At 42.8% G+C, this 21886-nt stretch carries 21 protein-coding genes; 18 read left to right on the top strand and 3 right to left on the bottom strand.

From position 1 onward, the window contains the following. The first annotated feature begins 10 nt into the window (after nucleotides 1-10). Together rplT and NSQ72_RS12745 are read left to right on the top strand one after the other, a co-directional pair. Entirely contained in the window at nucleotides 11-370 is a 360-nt protein-coding gene (gene rplT / locus NSQ72_RS12750) for a 50S ribosomal protein L20 (protein ID WP_007501659.1), read from the top strand. Nucleotides 371-433: 63 nt separating this feature from the next. Continuing rightward, a complete protein-coding gene (locus tag NSQ72_RS12745; protein ID WP_144491327.1) occupies nucleotides 434-700 on the top strand; it encodes a DUF1294 domain-containing protein in 267 nt (88 codons plus the stop codon). A 17-nt stretch (nucleotides 701-717) separates the two neighbouring features. On the opposite strand, the gene NSQ72_RS12740 is transcribed toward NSQ72_RS12745, so the two are convergent. Then, entirely contained in the window at nucleotides 718-1122 is a 405-nt protein-coding gene (locus tag NSQ72_RS12740) for a hypothetical protein (protein WP_024426127.1), read from the bottom strand. 179 nt (nucleotides 1123-1301) lie between these two features. Between NSQ72_RS12740 and NSQ72_RS12735 the strand changes: the two genes are divergently transcribed. Both NSQ72_RS12735 and cstA read left to right on the top strand, forming a co-directional pair. Beyond that, on the top strand, nucleotides 1302-2390 hold the full coding sequence (locus tag NSQ72_RS12735) for a M42 family metallopeptidase (RefSeq protein ID WP_144464200.1): 1089 nt from the start codon (nucleotides 1302-1304) through the stop codon (nucleotides 2388-2390). 346 nt (nucleotides 2391-2736) lie between these two features. Beyond that, nucleotides 2737-4533, top strand: coding sequence for a carbon starvation protein CstA (gene cstA / locus NSQ72_RS12730; RefSeq protein ID WP_039180524.1), 1797 nt, complete (start codon nucleotides 2737-2739; stop codon nucleotides 4531-4533). A gap of 42 nt (nucleotides 4534-4575) precedes the next feature. Here cstA and sspI read toward each other — a convergent pair whose 3' ends face one another. After that, entirely contained in the window at nucleotides 4576-4797 is a 222-nt protein-coding gene (gene sspI / locus NSQ72_RS12725; RefSeq protein ID WP_024425725.1) for a small acid-soluble spore protein SspI, read from the bottom strand. A gap of 113 nt (nucleotides 4798-4910) precedes the next feature. On the opposite strand from sspI, the gene NSQ72_RS12720 reads away from it, so the two are divergent. The 3 genes from NSQ72_RS12720 (at nucleotide 4911) to pheT (ending at nucleotide 9500) form a co-directional block, all read left to right on the top strand. Further along, entirely contained in the window at nucleotides 4911-5654 is a 744-nt protein-coding gene (locus NSQ72_RS12720; RefSeq protein ID WP_039180522.1) for a TrmH family RNA methyltransferase, read from the top strand. Between the two features lie 381 nt (nucleotides 5655-6035). Continuing rightward, nucleotides 6036-7070: a phenylalanine--tRNA ligase subunit alpha gene (gene pheS / locus NSQ72_RS12715; RefSeq protein ID WP_047202641.1), complete on the top strand. Its 1035-nt coding sequence runs from the start codon at nucleotides 6036-6038 to the stop codon at nucleotides 7068-7070. Nucleotides 7071-7085: 15 nt separating this feature from the next. Then, a complete protein-coding gene (pheT, locus tag NSQ72_RS12710) occupies nucleotides 7086-9500 on the top strand; it encodes a phenylalanine--tRNA ligase subunit beta (protein ID WP_212043779.1) in 2415 nt (804 codons plus the stop codon). 37 nt (nucleotides 9501-9537) lie between these two features. Here the strand turns inward: pheT and rnhC are convergent, their stop codons facing one another. Beyond that, a complete protein-coding gene (rnhC, locus tag NSQ72_RS12705) occupies nucleotides 9538-10461 on the bottom strand; it encodes a ribonuclease HIII (protein WP_080967160.1) in 924 nt (307 codons plus the stop codon). Between the two features lie 134 nt (nucleotides 10462-10595). Here rnhC and zapA point away from each other — a divergent pair, with 134 nt between their 5' ends. From zapA to NSQ72_RS12650, 11 genes are all read left to right on the top strand, one after another. After that, entirely contained in the window at nucleotides 10596-10853 is a 258-nt protein-coding gene (gene zapA / locus NSQ72_RS12700; protein WP_012010831.1) for a cell division protein ZapA, read from the top strand. A gap of 7 nt (nucleotides 10854-10860) precedes the next feature. Then, nucleotides 10861-11394: a CvpA family protein gene (locus NSQ72_RS12695; RefSeq protein WP_024423226.1), complete on the top strand. Its 534-nt coding sequence runs from the start codon at nucleotides 10861-10863 to the stop codon at nucleotides 11392-11394. A gap of 114 nt (nucleotides 11395-11508) precedes the next feature. Further along, complete coding sequence (gene polX, locus NSQ72_RS12690) at nucleotides 11509-13221, top strand: DNA polymerase/3'-5' exonuclease PolX (RefSeq protein WP_039180509.1); 1713 nt, start codon at nucleotides 11509-11511, stop codon at nucleotides 13219-13221. A gap of 21 nt (nucleotides 13222-13242) precedes the next feature. After that, complete coding sequence (locus NSQ72_RS12685) at nucleotides 13243-15600, top strand: endonuclease MutS2 (protein WP_341085032.1); 2358 nt, start codon at nucleotides 13243-13245, stop codon at nucleotides 15598-15600. Between the two features lie 14 nt (nucleotides 15601-15614). Continuing rightward, nucleotides 15615-16019 carry a DUF350 domain-containing protein gene (locus NSQ72_RS12680; protein WP_008345990.1) on the top strand — a complete coding sequence of 135 codons (405 nt, stop codon included), beginning with the start codon at nucleotides 15615-15617 and terminating at the stop codon, nucleotides 16017-16019. Nucleotides 16020-16181: 162 nt separating this feature from the next. Continuing rightward, the gene (locus NSQ72_RS12675; protein ID WP_341084192.1) at nucleotides 16182-16637 is read left to right on the top strand and encodes an immunity 63 family protein; all 456 of its coding nucleotides are present in this window, start codon (nucleotides 16182-16184) and stop codon (nucleotides 16635-16637) included. Between the two features lie 99 nt (nucleotides 16638-16736). Beyond that, nucleotides 16737-18452: an AMP-binding protein gene (locus NSQ72_RS12670; RefSeq protein ID WP_144490389.1), complete on the top strand. Its 1716-nt coding sequence runs from the start codon at nucleotides 16737-16739 to the stop codon at nucleotides 18450-18452. A 168-nt stretch (nucleotides 18453-18620) separates the two neighbouring features. Further along, entirely contained in the window at nucleotides 18621-19205 is a 585-nt protein-coding gene (locus NSQ72_RS12665; RefSeq protein WP_039180499.1) for a TetR/AcrR family transcriptional regulator, read from the top strand. Nucleotides 19206-19231: 26 nt separating this feature from the next. Further along, the gene (locus NSQ72_RS12660; RefSeq protein WP_024423220.1) at nucleotides 19232-20011 is read left to right on the top strand and encodes an enoyl-CoA hydratase; all 780 of its coding nucleotides are present in this window, start codon (nucleotides 19232-19234) and stop codon (nucleotides 20009-20011) included. A gap of 31 nt (nucleotides 20012-20042) precedes the next feature. Next, the gene (locus tag NSQ72_RS12655) at nucleotides 20043-20816 is read left to right on the top strand and encodes an electron transfer flavoprotein subunit beta/FixA family protein (protein WP_039180495.1); all 774 of its coding nucleotides are present in this window, start codon (nucleotides 20043-20045) and stop codon (nucleotides 20814-20816) included. Between the two features lie 43 nt (nucleotides 20817-20859). After that, nucleotides 20860-21837 carry an electron transfer flavoprotein subunit alpha/FixB family protein gene (locus NSQ72_RS12650; RefSeq protein ID WP_024423218.1) on the top strand — a complete coding sequence of 326 codons (978 nt, stop codon included), beginning with the start codon at nucleotides 20860-20862 and terminating at the stop codon, nucleotides 21835-21837. The last annotated feature ends 49 nt before the right edge of the window (nucleotides 21838-21886 follow it).

Below are 21886 nucleotides of genomic sequence, written 5' to 3'. Positions count from 1 at the left end.
GGGAATTACAATGCCAAGAGTAAAAGGCGGAACTGTGTCGCGTCAGCGTCGTAAAAAGGTTCTTAAATTAGCAAAAGGTTATTTCGGTTCAAAACATAGATTATACAAAGTAGCAAACCAACAGGTGATGAAATCTGGAAACTACGCTTTCCGTGACCGTCGTCAGAAAAAACGTGACTTCCGTAAACTATGGATCACTCGTATCAACGCTGCAGCTCGTATGAACGGTCTTTCTTACAGCCGTTTAATGCATGGCTTAAAGCTTTCTGGTATCGAAGTAAACCGCAAAATGCTTGCTGACCTTGCTGTGAATGACCTAAATGCATTCAATCAGCTTGCTGATGCTGCAAAAGCACAACTAGACAAGTAAGTTTTATAAAAGATCATTCCTTCGAGGGGTGATCTTTTTTTCTCATCATGTGAGGTGAAATGAATGAATATGGCTTTGATCCTGCTGCTTATTTTAGTGAATGGTTACGGCTTTTTTCTCATGGGTGAGGACAAACGCCGAGCCAAAGCACATAAATGGAGAATTTCAGAGGCGCATTTATGGAGTGCTGCGGTGCTTTTTGGCGCCGCTGGATCGTATCTGGGAATGCAGTATTTCCGGCATAAAACAAAGCATCCTACCTTTCAAATCGGCATGCCTGTATTAATGATTTTGCAGTTGATTCTATTGGGCTATATCCAAGTTACTTGAAAAAGGAGCAGACGCCATCAGGACGGCGTGTCTGCTCCTTTTTTTTGTTTGATTTTTTTAATGGGCTGATCCCAATCAATTTTGGTTTGAGGATAACGCTCGATAATGTTTTCCTCTAGTTTTTCAAAGTCTTCTAATGTAAATTCACTCAGCTTCTCAGGTGACTCCGTCCAAACGTAAATGGAGTGGACAAACAGAGGATGATCCTTAGAAGGAACATGCTTCTCCCCTTCAAACAAGACACCTTTATAGACGAAATTAAAGTTTTTGCGCGCGTTTTGCTGTTCGTCCATAAAATAAAAGCCTTCTTTTAATTGTGCTTGTTTCAGCTTTCTTCTCGGATTTGAGAAGAATTTTACCGCCATGTAGAAGATGTAGACAAGCAGTGCAACAAGAGCTAGTCTCATGAGGATTACAAACATGACAGGATGCACCTCCAATACCGTTATCTGATGTACTACGAATGAAAACGCCAAAAGGTTTCAACTTTTTTTAAAAAAATATTTCGTAAAACGAAAAAATATTCATAAAAAGATCGTATTGAACGAAAGAGGTTTTGTATAATAAGAATGCACCATGAAGATAAAGGAGGATAAATGGAATGACAAAGCTGGATCAAACATTAACTATGCTGAAAGACCTAACGGATGCAAAAGGGATCCCAGGAAATGAACGTGATGTCAAAAAAGTCATGCAGACATACATAGAATCATATGCAGATGAAGTCTCTACAGACCGCCTTGGCAGCTTGATCGCTAAAAAGGAAGGAAACGCAAACGGGCCTAAAATTATGCTCGCAGGTCACTTAGATGAAGTAGGATTCATGGTGACAAAAATTGATGACAAAGGCTACATTCGTTTTCAAACAGTCGGCGGCTGGTGGTCACAGGTCATGCTCGCTCAGCGTGTCACCATTGTGACGAAAAAGGGAGAGATCACAGGGGTCATTGGTTCTAAACCACCACACGTCTTGTCACCTGAAGCTCGCAAAAAGTCAATTGAGATTACGGATATGTTTATTGATATTGGGGCGTCAAGCAAAGAACAGGCAATGGAGTGGGGTGTGCTGCCTGGAGATCAAATCGTTCCTTACTTTGAGTTTACAGTCATGAATGATGAAAAAATGCTCCTTGCAAAAGCATGGGACAACCGCATTGGATGTGCCGTGGCCGTTGATGTCATGAAAAACTTACACAACGCTCAGCATGAGAATATTGCTTACAGCGTCGCAACTGTCCAAGAGGAAGTAGGCCTGCGCGGAGCTAAAACAGCAGCGGCTACAATTCAGCCTGATATTGGATTTGCCATTGATGTAGGTGTGGCAGGAGATACACCAGGCATCACTGAGAAAGAAGCAACAAGCAAACTTGGCAAAGGCCCAACGATTGTTGTCTTTGATGCTTCAATGGTCTCTCATAAAGGACTTCGTGATTTTGTTGTCCAAACAGCGGATGAGCTGAACATTCCTTATCAATATGACTCAATGCCTGGCGGCGGGACAGATGCTGGCGGTATTCATTTAACGGGTCATGGTGTTCCATCACTATCTATCGGGATTCCGAGCAGATATATTCATACCCATGCTGCAATGATTCACCGAGATGATTATGAAAATGCAGTGAAGCTTTTAACAGAAGTGATCAAAAGACTTGATCAAAAAACTGTCGAACAAATTACGTACGGTTCATAAGTAAGGAAGCCTTTCCTCAGCAGGGGAAAGGCTTTTTTTATTGAATTTCCCAGGAAATGAACGGTTTTTTTTAAAGATGCGCCAAAAGAACTGTTTTTGGCAAAAGAAGAGAATATTTCCTAGTGAATAAGGCACATGTGATCAAGCGTTTATTTTTGTAAGATGAAAGCAATAAAAAGGACAGAGCCATAGAATGCCCTGCCAAAAGAGAGTTTATGGAAGTAGGTGAAGCTACCTTAAGAATAAACATATTATTCTTATTTGTCAACTTGGTTTTAAAAGAAAGAAAAATCAATCAATTTATGTTATATTTGTAACAAATTGTTTATACAAAGGGGATGGTTAAATGAATGCGGTTACAATTGTAATAGGATCTATGTGTATTTTAGCGATTGCCTATCGTCTTTATGGCACATTTATGATGGTCAAGGTATTAAAGGTCACAGATGATCATCCTACACCGGCTCACCTACTAGAGGACGGGAAAGATTATGTGCCGACAAACAAATGGGTTACATTTGGGCATCACTTTGCTGCGATTGCAGCTGCTGGTCCGTTAGTGGGTCCGATATTAGCCGCTCAATTTGGGTATTTACCTGGTCTCCTTTGGCTTTTAATTGGTGCAGTCATAGGCGGAGCTGTACATGATCTAGTCGTCTTATTTGCGTCGATGCGAAAAAAGGGGAAATCATTATCAGAGGTAGCGAAGGAAGAGCTGGGACCTGTTGCAGGGTTTTGTACAGGGCTTGCGATGCTGTTTATTATTACAATCACAATGGCAGGTTTGTCTATGGTTGTGCTTCATGCTTTAGAACGAAACCCTTGGGGGACATTTGCAGTTGGAATCACGATTCCGATTGCGATGGGGGTTGGACTGTATTATAAAAAAACAGGCAATTTAAAGCTGGCGACATCTGCGGGATTTATTTTGCTGATGTTTGGTGTATTCCTTGGTCCAAATATTCAAGGAACGGCACTAGGTGATTTTTTAACACTTGATACAAAAACGCTTGCTCTTGCCCTGCCGATCTATGCCTTTTTTGCTGCGGCTCTACCAGTTTGGCTGCTGCTTGCACCGAGGGACTATTTAAGTAGTTTTATGAAAATTGGTGTATTCATTGCGCTGATTGCCGGCATCTTTGTGGTGAATCCGTCCATTCAATTCCCGGCGTTTACAGAGTTTGTGAACGGAGGAGGACCTGTATTAGCTGGTCCTGTCTGGCCATTTATTTCGATTACCATTGCTTGCGGTGCCATTTCTGGCTTTCACGCATTTGTTGGGTCAGGGACAACACCTAAGATGCTGGACCGCTGGAGTGATATGAAGCCTGTTGCGTTTGGTGCAATGCTGGTCGAATGCTTAGTTGGGATTATGGCTTTAATTGCGGCTACGGCCCTGCATCCAGGAGATTATTTTGCGATAAACAGTACGCCAGAAGTGTTCCGGACACTCGGTATGAGCGTTGAAAACCTTCCGCAGCTGAGTAAGGAAATCGGCCTTGATTTAGAAGGAAGAACGGGTGGTGCCGTAACATTAGCGGTAGGGATGGCGTATATCTTTACGGGAATTCCGTTCTTTAGTCATTTGGCTTCTTACTTCTTCCAGTTTGTCATTATGTTTGAGGCTGTTTTTATTTTAACGGCTATTGATGCGGGGACACGTGTGGCACGCTATTTGATTCAAGACTTCTTAGGTGAAGCATATAAACCGCTTAAACGAACTGACTGGGTACCAGGTTCGGTGTTTGCAAGTGCTCTTGCTTGTTTTATGTGGGGATACTTACTTTACTCAGGTGACATCGGGTCTATTTGGGCGCTGTTTGGGGTTTCAAACCAGTTAATGGCTTCGGTTGGATTGATCATCGGGGCAACGGTTGTATTAAAAATTGCAGATAAAAGACGTTATATGCTGACTTGTTTAATTCCGCTTGCTTACTTATATGTGACGGTGAATTATGCAGGCTATTGGATGGTAGCGAATGTATATCTCAATCCTGAAGCATCCGGCTATAGTGTGCTGAATGCGGTGCTTTCGATCATCATGCTGATCTTAGGGTTTGTGATTATTGTGTTTGCAATTAAAAAATGGGTTGAAATCTGGCGTGATCCAGCGCTTCGAATGGAAACGCCTATCACTGGCTAAATGAAAAAGGCCGGCTTGCTTTTATAAGCAAACCGGCTTCTTTTATTGCTGCTGCTGAGGCTTTAAGCCTTGCTCTAATGTTTCAAGGATCTCATTTTTTTCGTTTTCTGATGCTTCTTGCCATAGCACCTCAAACAACACGCCAAGACCTGGCAGCATTTTTTCCTCGCCGCTTTGAATAGCATCTAAAATCGTATGTTCAAGCTGCTCTTGATTATGGCCAGTAATGTTTTGAATGACTGCGCCTCTTAAATTAAAATCCATTGCCCACACTCCTTTTTTGATGGTAATAGCCCTATTCTGTCTCAAAGACAGGTTTATTATGTAGTGTGCATGAGATATAATAAATTCATGATAATTAAAGGAGTTAACGTCGCTTGAAATATATAGAATCAGCTAAAAACACAAACATTAAACAGTGGAAAAAGCTCCATACGAAAAAAGAACGAACGAAAACGGGGCTGTTTCTCGTTGAGGGAATACACTTAGTCGAAGAAGCATTAAAGAGCGGGATCGTGAAGGAATTAATGGTCACTTCGCCCGATATGCTTCCTCCTCATATCCAGCCTGACATTGAGCTTTATGAACTGAGCGAAGAGGCCTTTTCTGCCATGACAGAAACAGAAACGCCTCAGCACATTGCCGCTGTCTGTACAGTTCCTGTTTTTGAAGAAAAGAAGGTTGAACGGCTTCTTTTATTAGACGCAGTGCAGGATCCGGGGAATTTAGGCACACTCATTCGAACAGCAGATGCGGCTGGTCTTGATGCTGTGATCTTAGGAGAAGGAACAGTTGATGCGTTTAACGGAAAAACGCTCCGTTCCGCACAAGGGTCTCATTTCCACCTGCCTATCTTAAAGCAATCCCTTCAACAGGCAATCATGGAACTGAAAGAACGAGGCTTACCTGTATACGGCAGTGCCTTAAAAGATGCGAAAGAGTATAAAAGCGTAACGGCAGAAGGCCCATTTGCATTAATTGTTGGAAATGAAGGAGCTGGTATTGATCCAGAGATTCTGCAAATGACAGACCAAAATTTATATGTACCAATGTATGGGCAGGCAGAATCATTAAATGTAGCTGTTGCAGCAGCTGTTCTTGTCTATCATTTGCGTGGATAATGTTGCAACATGCGTTCATTTTCACTATAATAAAACTAATATTTTAAAAACCATGATAGAGGAAGATTGTTTCAAGAAGCGGCCTTATAGGGAGAATGCATCGTAGACTGAAAGTGCATTTAAGGAATGCTGAAACAGGAATTCACCTCTGGAGTTGTCACCGGGACCGCAGGCGTTGCTTTGCGTAAAGGTGAACCGGATTCGTTTGATTCCGTTATGTCAATGAAGCTTATTCGCACATGCATTTGTGCTTAACAAGGGTGGTACCGCGACCACAACTCGTCCCTTCTTTTATGGAGGGACGGGTTTTTTTATTGTCTTCAAACGATCAAACAGCCGTTTATCCGAGCGGTTTTGTATATCAAAAGGAGGATTACACTCATGCAAGAAACGTTAAAACAGCTTGAAACAGAGGCGATAGCGAAGGTTGAAGCAGCTAGCTCGCTCAAAGAGGTCAATGACATTCGGGTTCAATATTTAGGGAAAAAAGGACCGATTACAGAAGTACTTCGCGGAATGGGCAAGCTCTCCGCGGAAGAAAGACCAAAAATGGGTGCACTCGCAAACGAAGTAAGAGAGCAGATTGCTGGTGCCATTGCTGAAAAAAATGAACAGCTTGAAGCAGAAGAAGTAAAGAAAAAACTTGCTTCTCAAACGATCGATGTTACTTTGCCGGCAAGTCCAATCAAAATAGGGGCAAGACATCCATTAACGATAGTTGTCGAAGACATTGAAGATTTATTTATCGGAATGGGCTATACCGTTGAGGAAGGTCCTGAAGTGGAAACGGATTACTATAACTTTGAAGCATTGAATCTTCCAAAGGAGCATCCAGCACGTGATATGCAGGACAGCTTTTATATTACGGAAGATACACTGATGAGAACACAAACATCACCAGTTCAAGCACGTACACTTGAGAAATATAAAGGACAAGGTCCTGTGAAGATCATCTGTCCTGGGAAAGTATATAGACGTGACAGTGATGACGCGACTCATTCACATCAATTTATGCAAATTGAAGGGCTTGTCGTCGATCACAATATTAGCATGAGTGATCTAAAAGGAACGCTGGAGACAGTCGCAAGAAAAATGTTTGGAGAAGATCGTGAAATTAGACTGCGTCCAAGCTTTTTCCCATTCACAGAACCGTCTGTTGAAGTCGATGTGTCTTGCTTTAAATGCGGCGGGAAGGGCTGCTCTGTATGTAAAGGAACAGGCTGGATTGAGATTTTAGGTGCAGGAATGGTTCATCCGAATGTCCTGAAAATGAGCGGATTTGATCCAGAAACTTACCAAGGCTTTGCTTTTGGAATGGGTGTGGAACGGATTGCGATGCTGAAATACGGCATTGATGATATTCGCCATTTCTACACAAATGACATTAGATTCACAAAGCAATTCAAGCAGGACTAAGAGGAGGAAATCAACATGTTTGTTTCATATAAATGGTTAGAAGACTATGTCGATTTAGAAGGCATCAAGCCAGATGAACTAGCAGAAAAAATCACAAGAAGTGGAATTGAAGTGGAAGCCGTTGAATATAAAGGTGAAGGCATCAAAGGGGTTGTCGTTGGACACGTCATTGAACGTGAACAGCATCCGAATGCAGATAAATTAAACAAATGTCTTGTTGATATCGGCGAAGACGCACCGGTGCAAATTATTTGCGGGGCTCCGAATGTGGAGAAAGGACAGCATGTGGCCGTCGCAACAGTTGGGGCAGTCCTTCCTGGCAACTTTAAAATTAAAAAAGCAAAACTGCGCGGTGAAGAGTCTCATGGCATGATTTGTTCTCTGCAAGAATTAGGCGTAGAGAGCAAGCTCGTACCAAAAGAATATGCAGAAGGTATTTTTGTTTTCCCGAATGACGTGAAACCAGGGGATGATGCTCTTCAAGCACTTCAATTAGATGATGCGGTACTTGAGCTTGGCTTAACACCAAACCGTGCCGATGCCCTGAATATGCTAGGTGTCGCTTATGAGGTTGCGGCCATTTTAGGAAGAGACATCAAGCTTCCTGAAACAGCACATGACACTTCTTCTGAAAAAGCAGCAGACTATATTTCTGTAAAAATTGAGGATCAAGAAGCGAATCCACTTTATGCAGCAAAGATCATTAAAAATGTAAAGGTTGGACCAGCACCGCTTTGGATGCAAACAAGATTGATGAATGCAGGCATTCGTCCAATTAACAACGTCGTGGATATTACAAATTTTGTACTGCTTGAATACGGCCAGCCGCTTCATGCCTTTGATTATGACCGCTTTGGTTCAAAACAGGTGGTCGTTCGTAAAGCAACTGATAGCGAAATCATTCAAACACTCGATGAACAAGAGCGTACATTATCATCAAAGCATCTTGTCATTACGAATGGAACGAAAGCGCACGCGGTAGCAGGCGTCATGGGCGGCTTTGAATCAGAGGTGCGTGATGAGACGACGACGATTCTTTTAGAAGCGGCATATTTCAACGGTCAAACAGTCCGTCAAGCATCTAGAGACTTAGGACTTCGCAGTGAATCAAGCACACGATTTGAAAAAGGACTCGATCCGCAGCGTACGAAGCCGGCAGCAGAAAGAGCAGCTCAATTGATCAGCATGTATGCAGGCGGCGAAGTGCTAAGCGGTACAGTTGAGGAAAACCACCTTGAAGCAAGTATGAATGTCATCCACGTATCAACTGAGCGTGTGAACAAGGTGCTTGGAATGAACATTTCAAAAGAAGATATGATTCAGATTTTCAACAAACTAGGCTTCACAGTGGGCGAATCAAATGATGTTCTTGTCGTAACAGTTCCTTCCCGCAGAATGGATATTACGATTGAAGAAGACCTCATTGAAGAAGTTGCAAGATTATACGGCTACGATAATATTCCATCTACACTGCCTGCAACAGCTGGCACGGTTGGCGGTCTCACGCCATACCAAGTGAAGCGCAGAAAGGTAAGACGTTTCTTAGAGGGCGCAGGACTTTCTCAAGCGATTACGTATTCATTGACGAATCAGCATAAGTCCACAGCTTTTGCCCTGCATCCAGCTTATGAAACGAGGCTTTCTCTGCCAATGAGTGAGGAACGCAGTGTGCTGAGACAAAGTCTTTTGCCAAACTTACTTGATTCTGTAGCATATAACTTGGCAAGACAAGCCGATTCATTTGGATTTTATGAAACGGGATCTGTTTTCTTAGCAGAAGCTGAAGGAGCAAAACCAGTGGAAAAAGAACATGTCGCTGGTGCGCTGACAGGCTTATGGCATAAAAATCTTTGGCAGGGCGAGAAAAAAGCCGTCGATTTTTATGTAGCGAAAGGAATTGCTGAAGGATTGTTCGAAAAGCTTGGTGTGTCAGACCAAATCACATATGTTCAAGCAGAGCGTGAGGGTCTTCACCCAGGTCGAACAGCAGATGTTCACTTAAATGGTAAAGTCATTGGCTTTGTGGCCGCACTGCATCCAGTCGTTGAAAAAGAATTGGATTTAAAAGAAACATATGTATTCGAGTTTGATTTAACAGATGTGATGACATCTGAAACGAAGGATATGAAATATACAGCGATTCCGAGATTCCCTGCTGTGACAAGAGATATCGCACTTGTTGTCGATCAGCATATCTCAAGCGGACAGCTGGAGCGAGTCATCTATGAAGCAGGCGGTCATCTACTCACAGACCTCTCTGTATTTGATGTGTACGAAGGGGAACATATGGAAGAAGGCAAAAAATCTGTTGCATTCTCTCTTCAATATTTAAACCCTGAACAAACGTTGACTGAGGAAGAAGTCACAGCTGTTCATACAAAAGTATTGAAAGCACTAGAAGATACGTATCAAGCCGTCTTACGCGGTTAAAGAAAAAAAGCTAAGGCCTCATGGGCCCTAGCTTTTTTTATAGCATTTTTTTCGCTTTTTGTGTGTTGGCAAAATGCAGCTTTGTAAATTGACGTAAAGCATCTTCACCATGCAGCTTGATGAGCTTGGCGGCGGCCTTGTCTACATGAGGGCCGGCTCCTTTTGGGATGTCAAAGCCTGCAGCCTTTGATAACTTGTCCATTTCAATTAAAAAGGCGTACCTTGCGATAATGGAAGCCGCAGCGACTGACAAATGGATGCCTTCTGCTTTTGTGCTAAAATACGTCCGCTCCCGAATGATTTTTTTCCCAGCCAGATGCCTGAAATAAATGCCTGGTTCTGCAAACTGGTCAATCAAAATAGCCTCAGGCTGCTGTCCGCCCAGTTTTTCTAGCACAGAGGTAATGACTTGGTTATGAAGCAGTGCCTTCATTTTCCCTTGACTCATGCCCTTTTCCTGCATCGTATTGTACTTTTCATTTCGGAGAACGAGAAGGCTGAACGGAATGGTTTTGATGAGATCTTTGGCAATGTTAATAATTTGAGGGTCCTTTAATCCCTTTGAGTCTTTTACGCCAAGCTCTTTCATTAAAGCAAGCTGGCTGGCATCAACATAGGCCGCACAGACTGTGATCGGTCCAAAATAATCACCTGTACCTACTTCATCTGAACCGATGACCGACATGGAAGCGATGCCGGGCGGCGGACTGTATTTTGTAACAGCAGGTGCTTTTTGACTTTTCGTATCAGCTGCTTGCAAGTGGCTGAACTGGCTGGCTTCAGCTTCTGCCTTTTGTCCTTGAAAGAGCACTTTCCCAGATCGATAGGCTGTAATCGTACAGCCAGGGACTTTTGCTTGAAAGAGGGCACCTGGCGGCAAAGTGTCTGTTAAATGGTGCGCATACGCGCTCTTCATCTTTTTGAGGTCTTCTGATGTTGCTTTTAAAACGGATTGGGGCACAGTGGATAACTCCTTTTTACCTTGATATCATTGATTTCTAAAGTGTACCATAACAGGGAAGGGCTCGTCTTTCCATTCAATGTCTAAACATGTTATGATAGAGACTAGGATTCTCGTGGAATGGAGGAGAAACGTTGTCTGACGGCGGTAAAACGAAAACAACAGTTGAGATTTACGGACAGTCCTATACGATCATCGGACAAGAAACGAAGATGCATATGCGACATGTTGCGTCAATTGTTGATGATAAAATGAGAGAAATAAATGAAAAAAATCCATACCTTGATATAAACAAATTAGCTGTACTGACAGCAGTCAATGTCGTCCACGACTACTTGAAATTAAAAGAGCAATACGAAAAATTAGAGATTCAGCTAAAAGAAAAGGAATGAAATTACCGTGATCGATATCATCATTTTGTTTTTGCTTCTTATGGGAACGCTTGTCGGTCTAAAACGCGGGTTTATTCTTCAATTTATTAAATTGATCAGCTTTGTTGTTTCTATCTTAGTGGCTTCCATGTTTTATCAGTCACTTGCACCACAGCTTACGTGGATTCCAGCACCTAATTTTAGCGGCGGTCAACCGCAGCTCGCTTTCTTTAGTGGAAATCTAGAAACAGCTTATTATAATACCATTGCGTTTATCATTCTGTTTATCTTGACCAAAATCCTGCTCGCCATCATTGGCGGATTGCTCACAACCATTGCAAGTATACCTGTGATTAAGCAGGTGAACAAACTGCTTGGCGGTGTATTAGGATTTCTTGAAACCTATCTATTTGTTTTTATTCTATTGTTTGTCGCTGCATTACTACCAGTAGATGCACTGCAGACAATGATGAGCAAATCAATGTTAGCAGATGTGATCGTAAACAACACCCCTTACCTGTCCGGTCTTGTCAAAGACCTATGGTCGACGTATGGAGTTTAAAAACTTCTCCTTTCCTGGAGAAGTTTTTTCTCATTCCATGACAGAAAGTTGTAGGATGAAGGGAAAGTTTGTATATTTATATAGGAAGATGCCAAAGCGGCTGGAGGATGAGAGATGAATAAAAAAGATATTATCAAACTTCTTGAAACAATTGCAGTATATATGGAGCTAAAAGGAGATAATCCTTTTAAAATTTCTGCCTTTCGTAAAGCAGCGGCGGCACTGGAACAAGACGACCGCAGCCTTTCGCAAATAGATGATCTATTAGCATTACCCGGCATTGGAAAAGGAACCTTTGCTGTGATCACAGAGTATATCGAAAAAGGACAATCAGAAACACTCGAACAATTAAAAAAGGAAGTGCCTGAAGGACTTGTTCCGCTCTTAAAGTTGCAAGGGCTTGGCGGGAAGAAGATTGCTAAGCTTTACCAAGAGCTTGGTGTCCATGATGCACAATCATTAAAAGAAGCATGCGAAGCGGAAAAAGTACAAGCGCTTGCAGGCTTCGGTAAAAAAACCGAAGAAAAGATACTCGCCGCTCTTGAGGAGGCTGGAAAACAGCCAGAACGACTGCCAATTGGCTTTGCATTAGATGTGGCAGAGCGGATTGATCATGCGCTTGAACAGATGAAGGGGATTCTTCGTTTTTCAAGAGCTGGCAGTTTAAGACGTGCACGGGAAACAGTCAAAGATTTAGATTATATCATCGCGACTGACAATCCTGAACAAGTCAGAGAGCAGCTCGTTGCACTTCAAGATGTCAAAGACGTCATCGCAAGCGGTGATACGAAGGTATCTGTCATTCTTGCCCTTGATTTTGAGATCAGTGTAGATTTCCGGCTTGTGACAACAGACCAATTTGCAACAACGCTGCATCATTTCACTGGCTCAAAAGACCACAATATTCGAATGCGTCAGCTGGCGAAGGAACGCGGAGAGCGTATTAGTGAATATGGTGTGGAAACAATTGAAACTGGAGAAGTCAAAACGTTCGAAGACGAGGCCGCTTTTTATGCGCATTTTCAACTTCCGCTCATTCCGCCAGAAATTCGTGAAACCGGAGCGGAGATTGATACGTATAAAGAAAGTATGCAATTTGTCGAGCTAAAAGATATTAAAGGCGACCTTCATATGCACTCAACTTGGAGTGACGGCGCATTTTCTATTCGTGAAATGGCAGAGGCATGTATCGCAAAAGGCTATGAATACATGGCGATTACAGATCACTCGCAATATTTAAAAGTAGCAAACGGTTTAACAAAAGAACGTTTACGTCTGCAAGCAAAAGAAATTGACAAGCTCAATCAAGAATTCGAGCATTTTCACATTTTCAAAGGGGTCGAAATGGATATTCTCCCGGATGGATCATTAGATTATGATGATGACTTTTTAGCAGACATGGATTTTGTGATTGCGTCTATCCATTCTAGCTTTTCTCAGCCGGAGGAAGTCATCATGGAGCGCCTTGAAAATGCCCTGCGGAATCAGCATGTAGATTTAATTGCACATCCAACAGGCCGTTTGATCGGCAGACGAGACGGCTATGCCTTAAATATAGATCAGCTCATAGAGCTTGCGAAGAAAACGGGAACTGCACTAGAGCTCAACAGCAACCCGTCAAGACTTGATTTGAAAACAGAGCATTTAATGAAAGCAAACGAAGCAGGTGTGAACATCATGATCAATACAGATGCGCACAATATCACCATGCTGGATCATATGGAAGTTGGTGTAACAGCTGCAAGAAAAGGCTGGACACCAAAAGCAAATGTCGTGAATACTTTTTCTCTAAACGAGATCAAAAAGTTTTTAACGCGTGACAGGTAGTCGTTAGGAGGCTGGACCATGCTGCAACAAAAAGTGTTAGCATCATTAGAATTTCATAAAGTAAAAGAAAAAGTCATGTCCTATACCGCATCCTCATTAGGAAAAGAAAGAGCGCAGGATTTAACGCCGCTGACGGATATAGAAACCATTCAGCATTTGCTTGAAGAGGTAGCAGAAGCACAGGATGTCATCCGTTTAAAGGGATCTGCGCCATTTGGCGGGCTGACGGATATTAGACGCGGGGTCAAACGGGCAGAAATCGGCAGTACATTAAGCCCATCTGAGCTCATGGAAATTGCAGCGCTATTATACACTGCGAAAAATATGAAGCACTTTCTCACGTCCCTGTATGAAGATGGTGTAGATATACCGCGCCTTCATACATATGCAGAGACGCTGATATTACTGCCTGAAGTCAGAAAAGAAATCGAAAGCTGTATCGGTGATAATGGAGAAGTGCTTGATCATGCAACTCCGGCGCTACGAACAATACGTACGCAATTACGTTCATTAGAATCAAAAGTTCGAGATAAATTAGAATCCATGATTCGTTCACAATCTGCTTCAAAAATGCTGTCAGACACGATTGTTACCATTCGTAATGACCGGTTTGTGATTCCGGTAAAGCAGGAGTACCGCTCGAATTACGGCGGAATTGTTCACGATCAGTCATCATCTGGGGCAACCCTTTTTATCGAGCCGCAAGTGGTCGTGGATTTAAATAACACTTTGCAGCAAACCCGTTTAAAAGAAAAACAAGAGGTCGAAAAGATCCTGCAAATGCTGACAGCGAGCGTGTCAGAACACATTGAAGAACTGCTTCACAATGTAAAGGAGCTTCAAACGCTAGATTTTATTTTTGCTAAAGCCAAGTATGCAAAGGCAGAAAAAGCCACAAAGCCTGCTGTGAACGATCAAGGGGAGATTTATTTAAAACGGGCAAGACATCCTTTATTGCCTCGTGATCAGGTTGTGGCAAACGACATTGAGCTCGGTAAAGATTTTTCAACCATCGTCATTACTGGTCCAAATACAGGGGGTAAGACCGTTACTTTAAAAACGCTTGGTCTTTTGACGCTGATGACGCAGGCAGGCCTTCATATTCCAGTTGAAGAAGGCTCTGAAGTGGCTGTATTCGACCAAGTCTTTGCTGATATTGGAGACGAGCAGTCGATTGAGCAAAGCTTGAGTACGTTCTCATCTCATATGGTCAATATTGTGGATATCTTAAAGAATTTGACATCTAACTCACTCGTGTTATTTGATGAATTAGGGGCAGGAACAGACCCTGCTGAAGGTGCCGCGCTGGCCATGAGTATCTTAGATGAGGTGCATCAAACAAATGCACGCGTCATCGCAACAACTCACTATCCTGAGCTGAAGGCATACGGATATAACCGAGAAGGGGTCACAAATGCGAGCGTGGAGTTTGACATTGAAACCTTATCACCAACGTACCGCTTGCTCATCGGTGTGCCTGGACGAAGTAATGCATTTGAAATTTCTAAACGTCTTGGTTTGCCAGATCACCTCATTGACCGGGCAAAAGCGGATATGCATGCTGAGCATAATGAAGTAGACCAAATGATTGCTTCATTAGAAGACAGCAAGAAACAAGCAGAAGAAGAGCTGCATGAGACAGAAGTCTATAGAAAAGAAGCAGAAAAACTTCATAAAGAATTGCAGAGACAAATTCTTGAATGGAATGAGCAAAAGGACAAACTGCTTGAAGAAGCTGAACAAAAAGCGGCAGAAAAAATTGAACAAGCCTCAAAAGAAGCAGAAGACATCATTCAAGAGCTTCGTTCGATAAAAAATGAGCATCGCTCATTCAAAGAGCATGAACTCATCGATGCGAGAAAGCGTCTTGAAGATGCAGTGCCTGAGTTTGACCGGAAGAAAAAGCCAGAGCCGGCGAAAAAAGCAGCAAGACAGCTAAAATCAGGCGACGAAGTGAAAGTGCTCACCTTCGGGCAAAAAGGAACACTGCTTGAACAAACAGGTGACAAAGAATGGAGTGTCCAAATGGGCATTCTGAAAATGAAAGTAAAAGAAAAAGACATGGAATTTATCAAATCAGCACCTGAATTTAAGCAGGAGAAAGCCATTACGGCAGTCAAAGGAAAAGACTATCATGTATCGCTTGAGCTCGACTTAAGGGGAGAGCGTTATGAAAATGCCTTAAGCAGAGTCGAGAAATATTTAGATGATGCTGTCTTAGCCGGTTATCCCCGTGTGTCGATCATTCACGGAAAAGGAACTGGCGCCCTTAGAAAAGGGGTTCAGGAATTACTGAAACAGCACCGAAGTGTGAAAAATGCTCGTTTTGGGGAACAAGGCGAGGGAGGATCAGGCGTTACCATCGTCGAATTAAAGTAAAAAGGAGAAAACGCATGAAAGCCTTTTGGGAAAATGAACTTGTGGAAATTGCCGCCTATTATAGCGTAGCCGTTCTATGTCTTGTCTTATTTCTAACCATTTTTGAACTCGTCACCTCCTATAAAAACTGGGAAGAGATTCAGCGTGGGAACTTAGCTGTTGCCATGGCAACAGGCGGAAAGATATTTGGGATTGCGAATGTGTTTCAGCATTCTATTGCACAGCACAATTCCCTTCTGCAAATGATTGGATGGGGCGTATACGGCTTTGTGATGCTGCTTGTCAGCTATTTCATTTTTGAATTTTTAACACCACGATTTAAAGTAGACAAAGAGATTGAGAATGATAATAGAGCGGTCGGGTTTATTTCACTCATTATTTCAGTTGGGCTGTCTTACGTAGTAGCAGCCGGCATTTAAGGAGACGACATGGAAAAGCTAGCAAAAGTTTTAATCGTAGTTGCCTGCACTTTTGCGGTCATTGGTGCCGTTTACATGTTCCTGTGAAATGAAAAAGACAAAGTGAGAAAGCTGTCAGGGGTCCCTTGGCAGCTTTTATCTCACCCGAAGGCGGCGAATCATATGAAGCAAATTCTGCAAAAAGACGAAATCATAAAGCGCATTGATACATGTCTCCAAAGAACATCCCTGCCAAGAGACATATATGAACCGTATATTGCACGTCCATTTCAAACGACTGGATTTTTTGATGATTTGAGCCCTTATGTTCAAATTGATCCGAGCGGCTATATTCTCATTCAATATGAACGAGGAATCCAAATGCTGCACAAAAGAACAAAAGAGGCGGATGAAGTCATTTACTGGATTTTAGAAGACACGATTTTTCTCACAGTCTACATCGACATGATGAGGCAGTATCAAGTCGACAACATCCAGACGCATTTACCTAATGACCCAAGTATCCATCAACAGATTGTGGAGAGAGTAAATGAGTCATTTCATGCAATCGGTGGATTATATGAACAGTGGCATCATGAAGGAAAAAGAGCATCGATTGAAACACCAGCGAAGAAATAAAGAGGTCATGGAACCAAGCTCTATTTGAAAAAAGCAAACTGCCTTAAGGAAAAGTTTGCTATAATAAAATAGTACGAAAGTTCAGGAAGGAGGGTTTTTATGCAGTCAGATAAACGTTGGCTTCTGCATTACCCGAATCAAATTCCCCACGAACTCACCATCCCAAATGAGACGTTACAATCTTACTTATTCAGCTCCGCAGAGGCTGCACCTGAGCATACAGCCATTCATTTTCTAGGAAAAAACATCACCTATGAGCAGCTCCAAGAAGACGCATTGAAACTAGCTGGTCACCTGATGGAAATTGGCGTGAAAAAAGGCGACAGAGTAGCGATCATGCTGCCAAACTGTCCTCAATCGGTCATTTCTTATTATGCTGTTTTAATTGCAGGCGGCATCGTCGTTCAAACGAACCCGCTTTATACGGAGAAAGAACTGGCATATCAAATGGAGGACAGCGGCTCCAAAGTGCTGATTACATTGGATTTATTGTATCCAAAGGCCTATAAAATGAAAGCGCTGACAAGTATGGAACACTTGATCATCACCAAACTACAGGATTATTTACCATTTCCAAAAAACATTCTGTTTCCTATCGTTCAAAAAAGAAAAAATAAAATGGTCATCCAAGTCGAGAAAAGTGATACCATTCATCACTTCTCACAAATCATGAAAGAATCATCAGGAGAACAAATCCCGCAGCTTGCCTTTGAACCGAAAGAGGATGTCGCTGTTTTGCAATATACAGGTGGAACGACCGGTTTACCAAAAGGGGTCATGCTTACGCATGAAAATATTTTAGCGAACACTGAAATGTGCGCTTCTTGGATGTATAAAACGACAAGAGGAAAAGAACGAATCCTCGGCATTATTCCGTTTTTTCATGTATACGGAATGACGACCGTATTAAATCTTGCTGTCAAAGAAGGGCATTCAATGATTCTCCTTCCTCGATTTGACGCAGCTGATACCCTCAAAACGATTGAAAAACAGAAACCGACACTCTTTCCAGGTGCACCAACCATGTATATCGCCTTGCTGCATCATCCGAACATTGAAAAGTATGACCTGTCGTCCATCACTGCATGTTTAAGCGGCTCGGCGGCTCTTCCTGTTGAAGTCAAACAGAACTTCGAGAAATTGACAGGAGGGCGTTTAGTAGAGGGATATGGTCTTTCTGAAACCTCACCAGTGACCCATTCTAACTTTTTATGGGGAGCGAACAAAACAGGCAGCATTGGCTGTCCGTGGCCTGTAACAGACGCAGGTATTTATTGCGAGGAAACGGGTGGCCTCAAAGAGCCATATGAGCACGGAGAAATTATCGTCAAAGGACCGCAGGTTATGAAAGGATACTGGAATCAGCCAGAGGAGACAGCAGCTGTATTAAGGGATGGATGGCTTTTTACCGGAGATATTGGGTATATGGATGAAGACGGTTTTTTCTATATCGTTGACCGGAAAAAGGATGTCATTATTGCGAGCGGTTATAATATTTACCCAAGAGAGGTCGAAGAAGCCCTTTATGAGCATGAGCTTGTACAAGAAGTTGTTGTCGCAGGTATACCAGACCCTTATAGAGGAGAAACAGTAAAAGCATTTGTTGTGCCGAAAAAGGATGCTTATTTAACAGAGGATGAACTCGATCGCTTTGTGAGAACGAGAATTGCTTCATTTAAAGTACCGCGCGTGTATGAATTTAAAGAGTCACTGCCTAAAACGGCTGTCGGAAAAATTTTGCGCAGAGTTTTAATTGAAGAAGAAAAAAGAAAGCATGCTTCATCTGAAACACCTGTTGATCAATTAAAGAAATAACGACCTTTATCATCCGGTCGAGAGGCCGGATGATTTGAATGATGACAGTCTGCTCTGGTATGATAAAGGTTGAAAAGAAAGAAGAAGATCTCTTGACAAATCACCCGTTTCTTTTTAACATAAAGTTATGAATGAATGCTCATTCAATTTAGAAAGGGACGAAGCACATTGAAGCAGAAAAGACCGAAGTACATGCAAATTATTGATGCAGCAGTTGTGGTGATTGCAGAGAATGGCTATCATCAATCACAAGTTTCAAAGATTGCGAAACAAGCAGGGGTCGCAGACGGAACCATTTATCTTTATTTCAAAAACAAAGAGGATATTCTCATCTCATTGTTCAAAGAAAAAATGGGACAATTCATCGAACGGATGGAAACAGATATTCAAAAGAAGCCGTCTGCCAAAGAAAAGCTTCTACTGTTGATTGAGGAGCATTTTCGCATGTTGGCGCAAAATCATCATTTGGCTCTTGTGACACAGCTTGAACTCAGGCAGTCAAACCTTGAGCTGCGGCAAAAAATCAATGAAGTGCTAAAAGGGTATTTAAATATGCTCGAGTCAATTTTAACAGAAGGAAAGAAAACCGGAGAATTCAGACAAAATTTAGATGTCCGCTTAGCGAGACAAATGGTATTTGGGACGATTGATGAAACCGCAACAACATGGGTCATGAATGATCAAAAGTATGATCTGCCTGCACTCGCAGAAAATGTACATGATCTGCTGTTAAGCGGAATACATCAATCCTAAAGACAATGTGAAAAAGGATGATTGACATGGAAAAGATACTCAGCTTACATCATGAAGGACAGACAGCGCTCATCACAATTCAGAACCCACCTGCAAATGCCTTATCCTCTCAGTTGCTCACTGAGCTTAATGACATGTTCGATGAGCTCGAACAGAATGAAGAAGTAAGAGCGATTGTGATTCACGGAGAAGGCAGGTTCTTCTCAGCAGGTGCTGATATTAAAGAATTTACCACTTTACAGGAAGAGTCTGATTATGCAAGCCTCGCAGATAGAGGACAGCAAGTTTTTGAACGGATTGAACAATGTCCAAAACCAGTCATTGCCTCGATTCACGGGGCAGCATTAGGCGGAGGCCTTGAGCTTGCCATGTCTTGTGATATCCGAATCGCAACAAAAGATGCGAAGCTTGGACTTCCAGAACTAAACCTCGGCATTATTCCAGGATTCGGCGGCACGCAGCGCCTCCCGCGCTACGTTGGTTCTGCTAAAGCGCTTGAAATGATGGGAACAGCTGAACCGATTACAGGTGAAGAAGCATTTGCCTGCGGACTTGTTACAAAGCTGGCAGAAACAGAGGAAGAAGCGCTCACAGCGGCCAAAACACTTGCGGGGAAATTTGCAGCGAAAAGCCCAAAATCACTTGAATATGTGCTTGATTTATTGAACGCAACAAAACTGTATTCGTATGACGGCGGAATGAAGCTGGAAGCCAAAAAGTTTGGTGAGGTTTTCCAATCAAATGACGCCAAAGAAGGCATCCAGGCCTTTATCGAAAAGCGCAAACCGAATTTTAAAGGGGAATAAGGGATAAGTACGACACAAGGGGGAGAAATAGATGAATATATTTGTTTTGATGAAGCGTACGTTTGACACGGAAGAGAAAATTTCTATTCAGTCTGGTGCAATTCAAGAAGATGGAGCAGAGTTCATTATTAATCCTTATGACGAGTATGCCATTGAAGAAGCCATTCAGCTTCGCGATGAGCACGGGGGAGAAGTGACCGTTGTGACAGTAGGCGGTGAGGATGCGGAGAAACAGCTGAGAACAGCGCTTGCAATGGGCTGTGATAGGGCCGTCTTATTAAACGTGGAAGATGACTTAGAAGAGTGGGACCAATATTCAGCTTCTACCATTCTTTATCACTATTTAAAAGACAAAGAGGCTTCCTTGATTTTAGCAGGGAATGTAGCAATTGACGGCGGCTCTGGACAGGTAGCCCCGCGTCTTGCTGAATTACTCGGCTTTTCATATGTGACAACGATAACAAGTATTCAAATTGATGGCGGCTCTGCGTCGATTGAACGAGATGTAGAGGGTGATGTGGAAGTCATTTCTACCGAACTACCGCTAGTCGTCACAGCTCAGCAAGGACTCAATGAGCCTCGCTATCCATCATTACCAGGCATTATGAAGGCAAAGAAAAAGCCTTTAGAAGAATTGGAACTTGATGATTTAGATCTGGACGAAGACGATGTACCATATAAAATCAAAACAATTGAACGTTTCTTACCGGAGAAAAAAGAGGGTGGCAAGGTGCTGAGCGGCGAGCTTCAGGATCAAGTCAAAGAACTGACAGATCTACTCAGAAATGAAGCAAAAGTCATCTAAACATCCACTTTACGATATCACGAGAACAAGGGGGAGCTTGAAGATGAGTAAAAAAGTTGTTGTACTTGGAGAAAGTCGTGACGGTAAATTAAGAAATGTGACATTTGAAGCCATTGCTGCCGCTCACAAAGTGGCAGATGGCGGTGAGGTCATTGGCGTGTTAATAGGGGATGACGTCAAAAGCCTAGCGGATGAACTGCTTTACTATGGAGCAGATCATGTCATGATTGTGGAGCATCCGCACCTTTCATATTATACATCAGATGGTTTTGCGCAGGCGCTTCAAGCCATATTAGATCAGGTCGATCCAGATGCTGTGCTCTTTGGCCATACGTCTATCGGAAAAGACTTGTCGCCTAAAATAGCCGCACGTCTCCAGACTGGCTTGATTTCAGATGCGATCGATGTAAGCGTTACCGGTGAACATCTTGTTTTCACTAGACCGATTTACTCTGGAAAAGCCTTCGAAAAAGTCATTTCCACAGACCGCCTGCTTCTAGCGACCATCCGGCCAAACAACGTGGCGCCATTTGAGCGGGATGCGTCACGAGGCGGAGAAGTCACACCGGTTTCTGTCGATATTCAGAACCTTCGGACGATCGTGAAGGAAGTCATTAAAAAAACGTCAGAAGGTGTAGATTTATCGGAAGCAAAGGTCATTGTTGCTGGAGGACGCGGTGTTAAGAGCAAGGAAGGCTTTGAACCGCTGAATGAACTCGCTGAGACGCTCGGGGCAGCAGTCGGAGCCTCGCGTGGCGCCTGTGACGCCGATTACTGTGATTATGCCCTGCAAATTGGTCAAACGGGAAAAGTCGTCACACCTGATCTTTATATTGCATGCGGGATATCAGGAGCGATTCAGCATTTAGCGGGAATGTCTAACAGTAAAGTCATTGTGGCGATCAACAAAGACCCAGAAGCAGAAATCTTCAAAATCGCCGATTACGGAATCGTCGGTGACTTGTTTGAAGTGGTACCGCTTTTGAATGAAGAGTTAAAAAAGATGAATATCCACTCGTAACGCTCATACACTCAGAATGCCTAGGTATTCTGGGTTTTTTTGTATGTAA

The organism is Bacillus sp. FSL R5-0659 (assembly GCF_038008785.1).
GTDB lineage: Bacteria > Bacillota > Bacilli > Bacillales > Bacillaceae > Bacillus > Bacillus safensis.
Note: the sequence above shows the minus strand (reverse complement) of the source record. Positions and strands in the feature narration are given on the sequence as shown.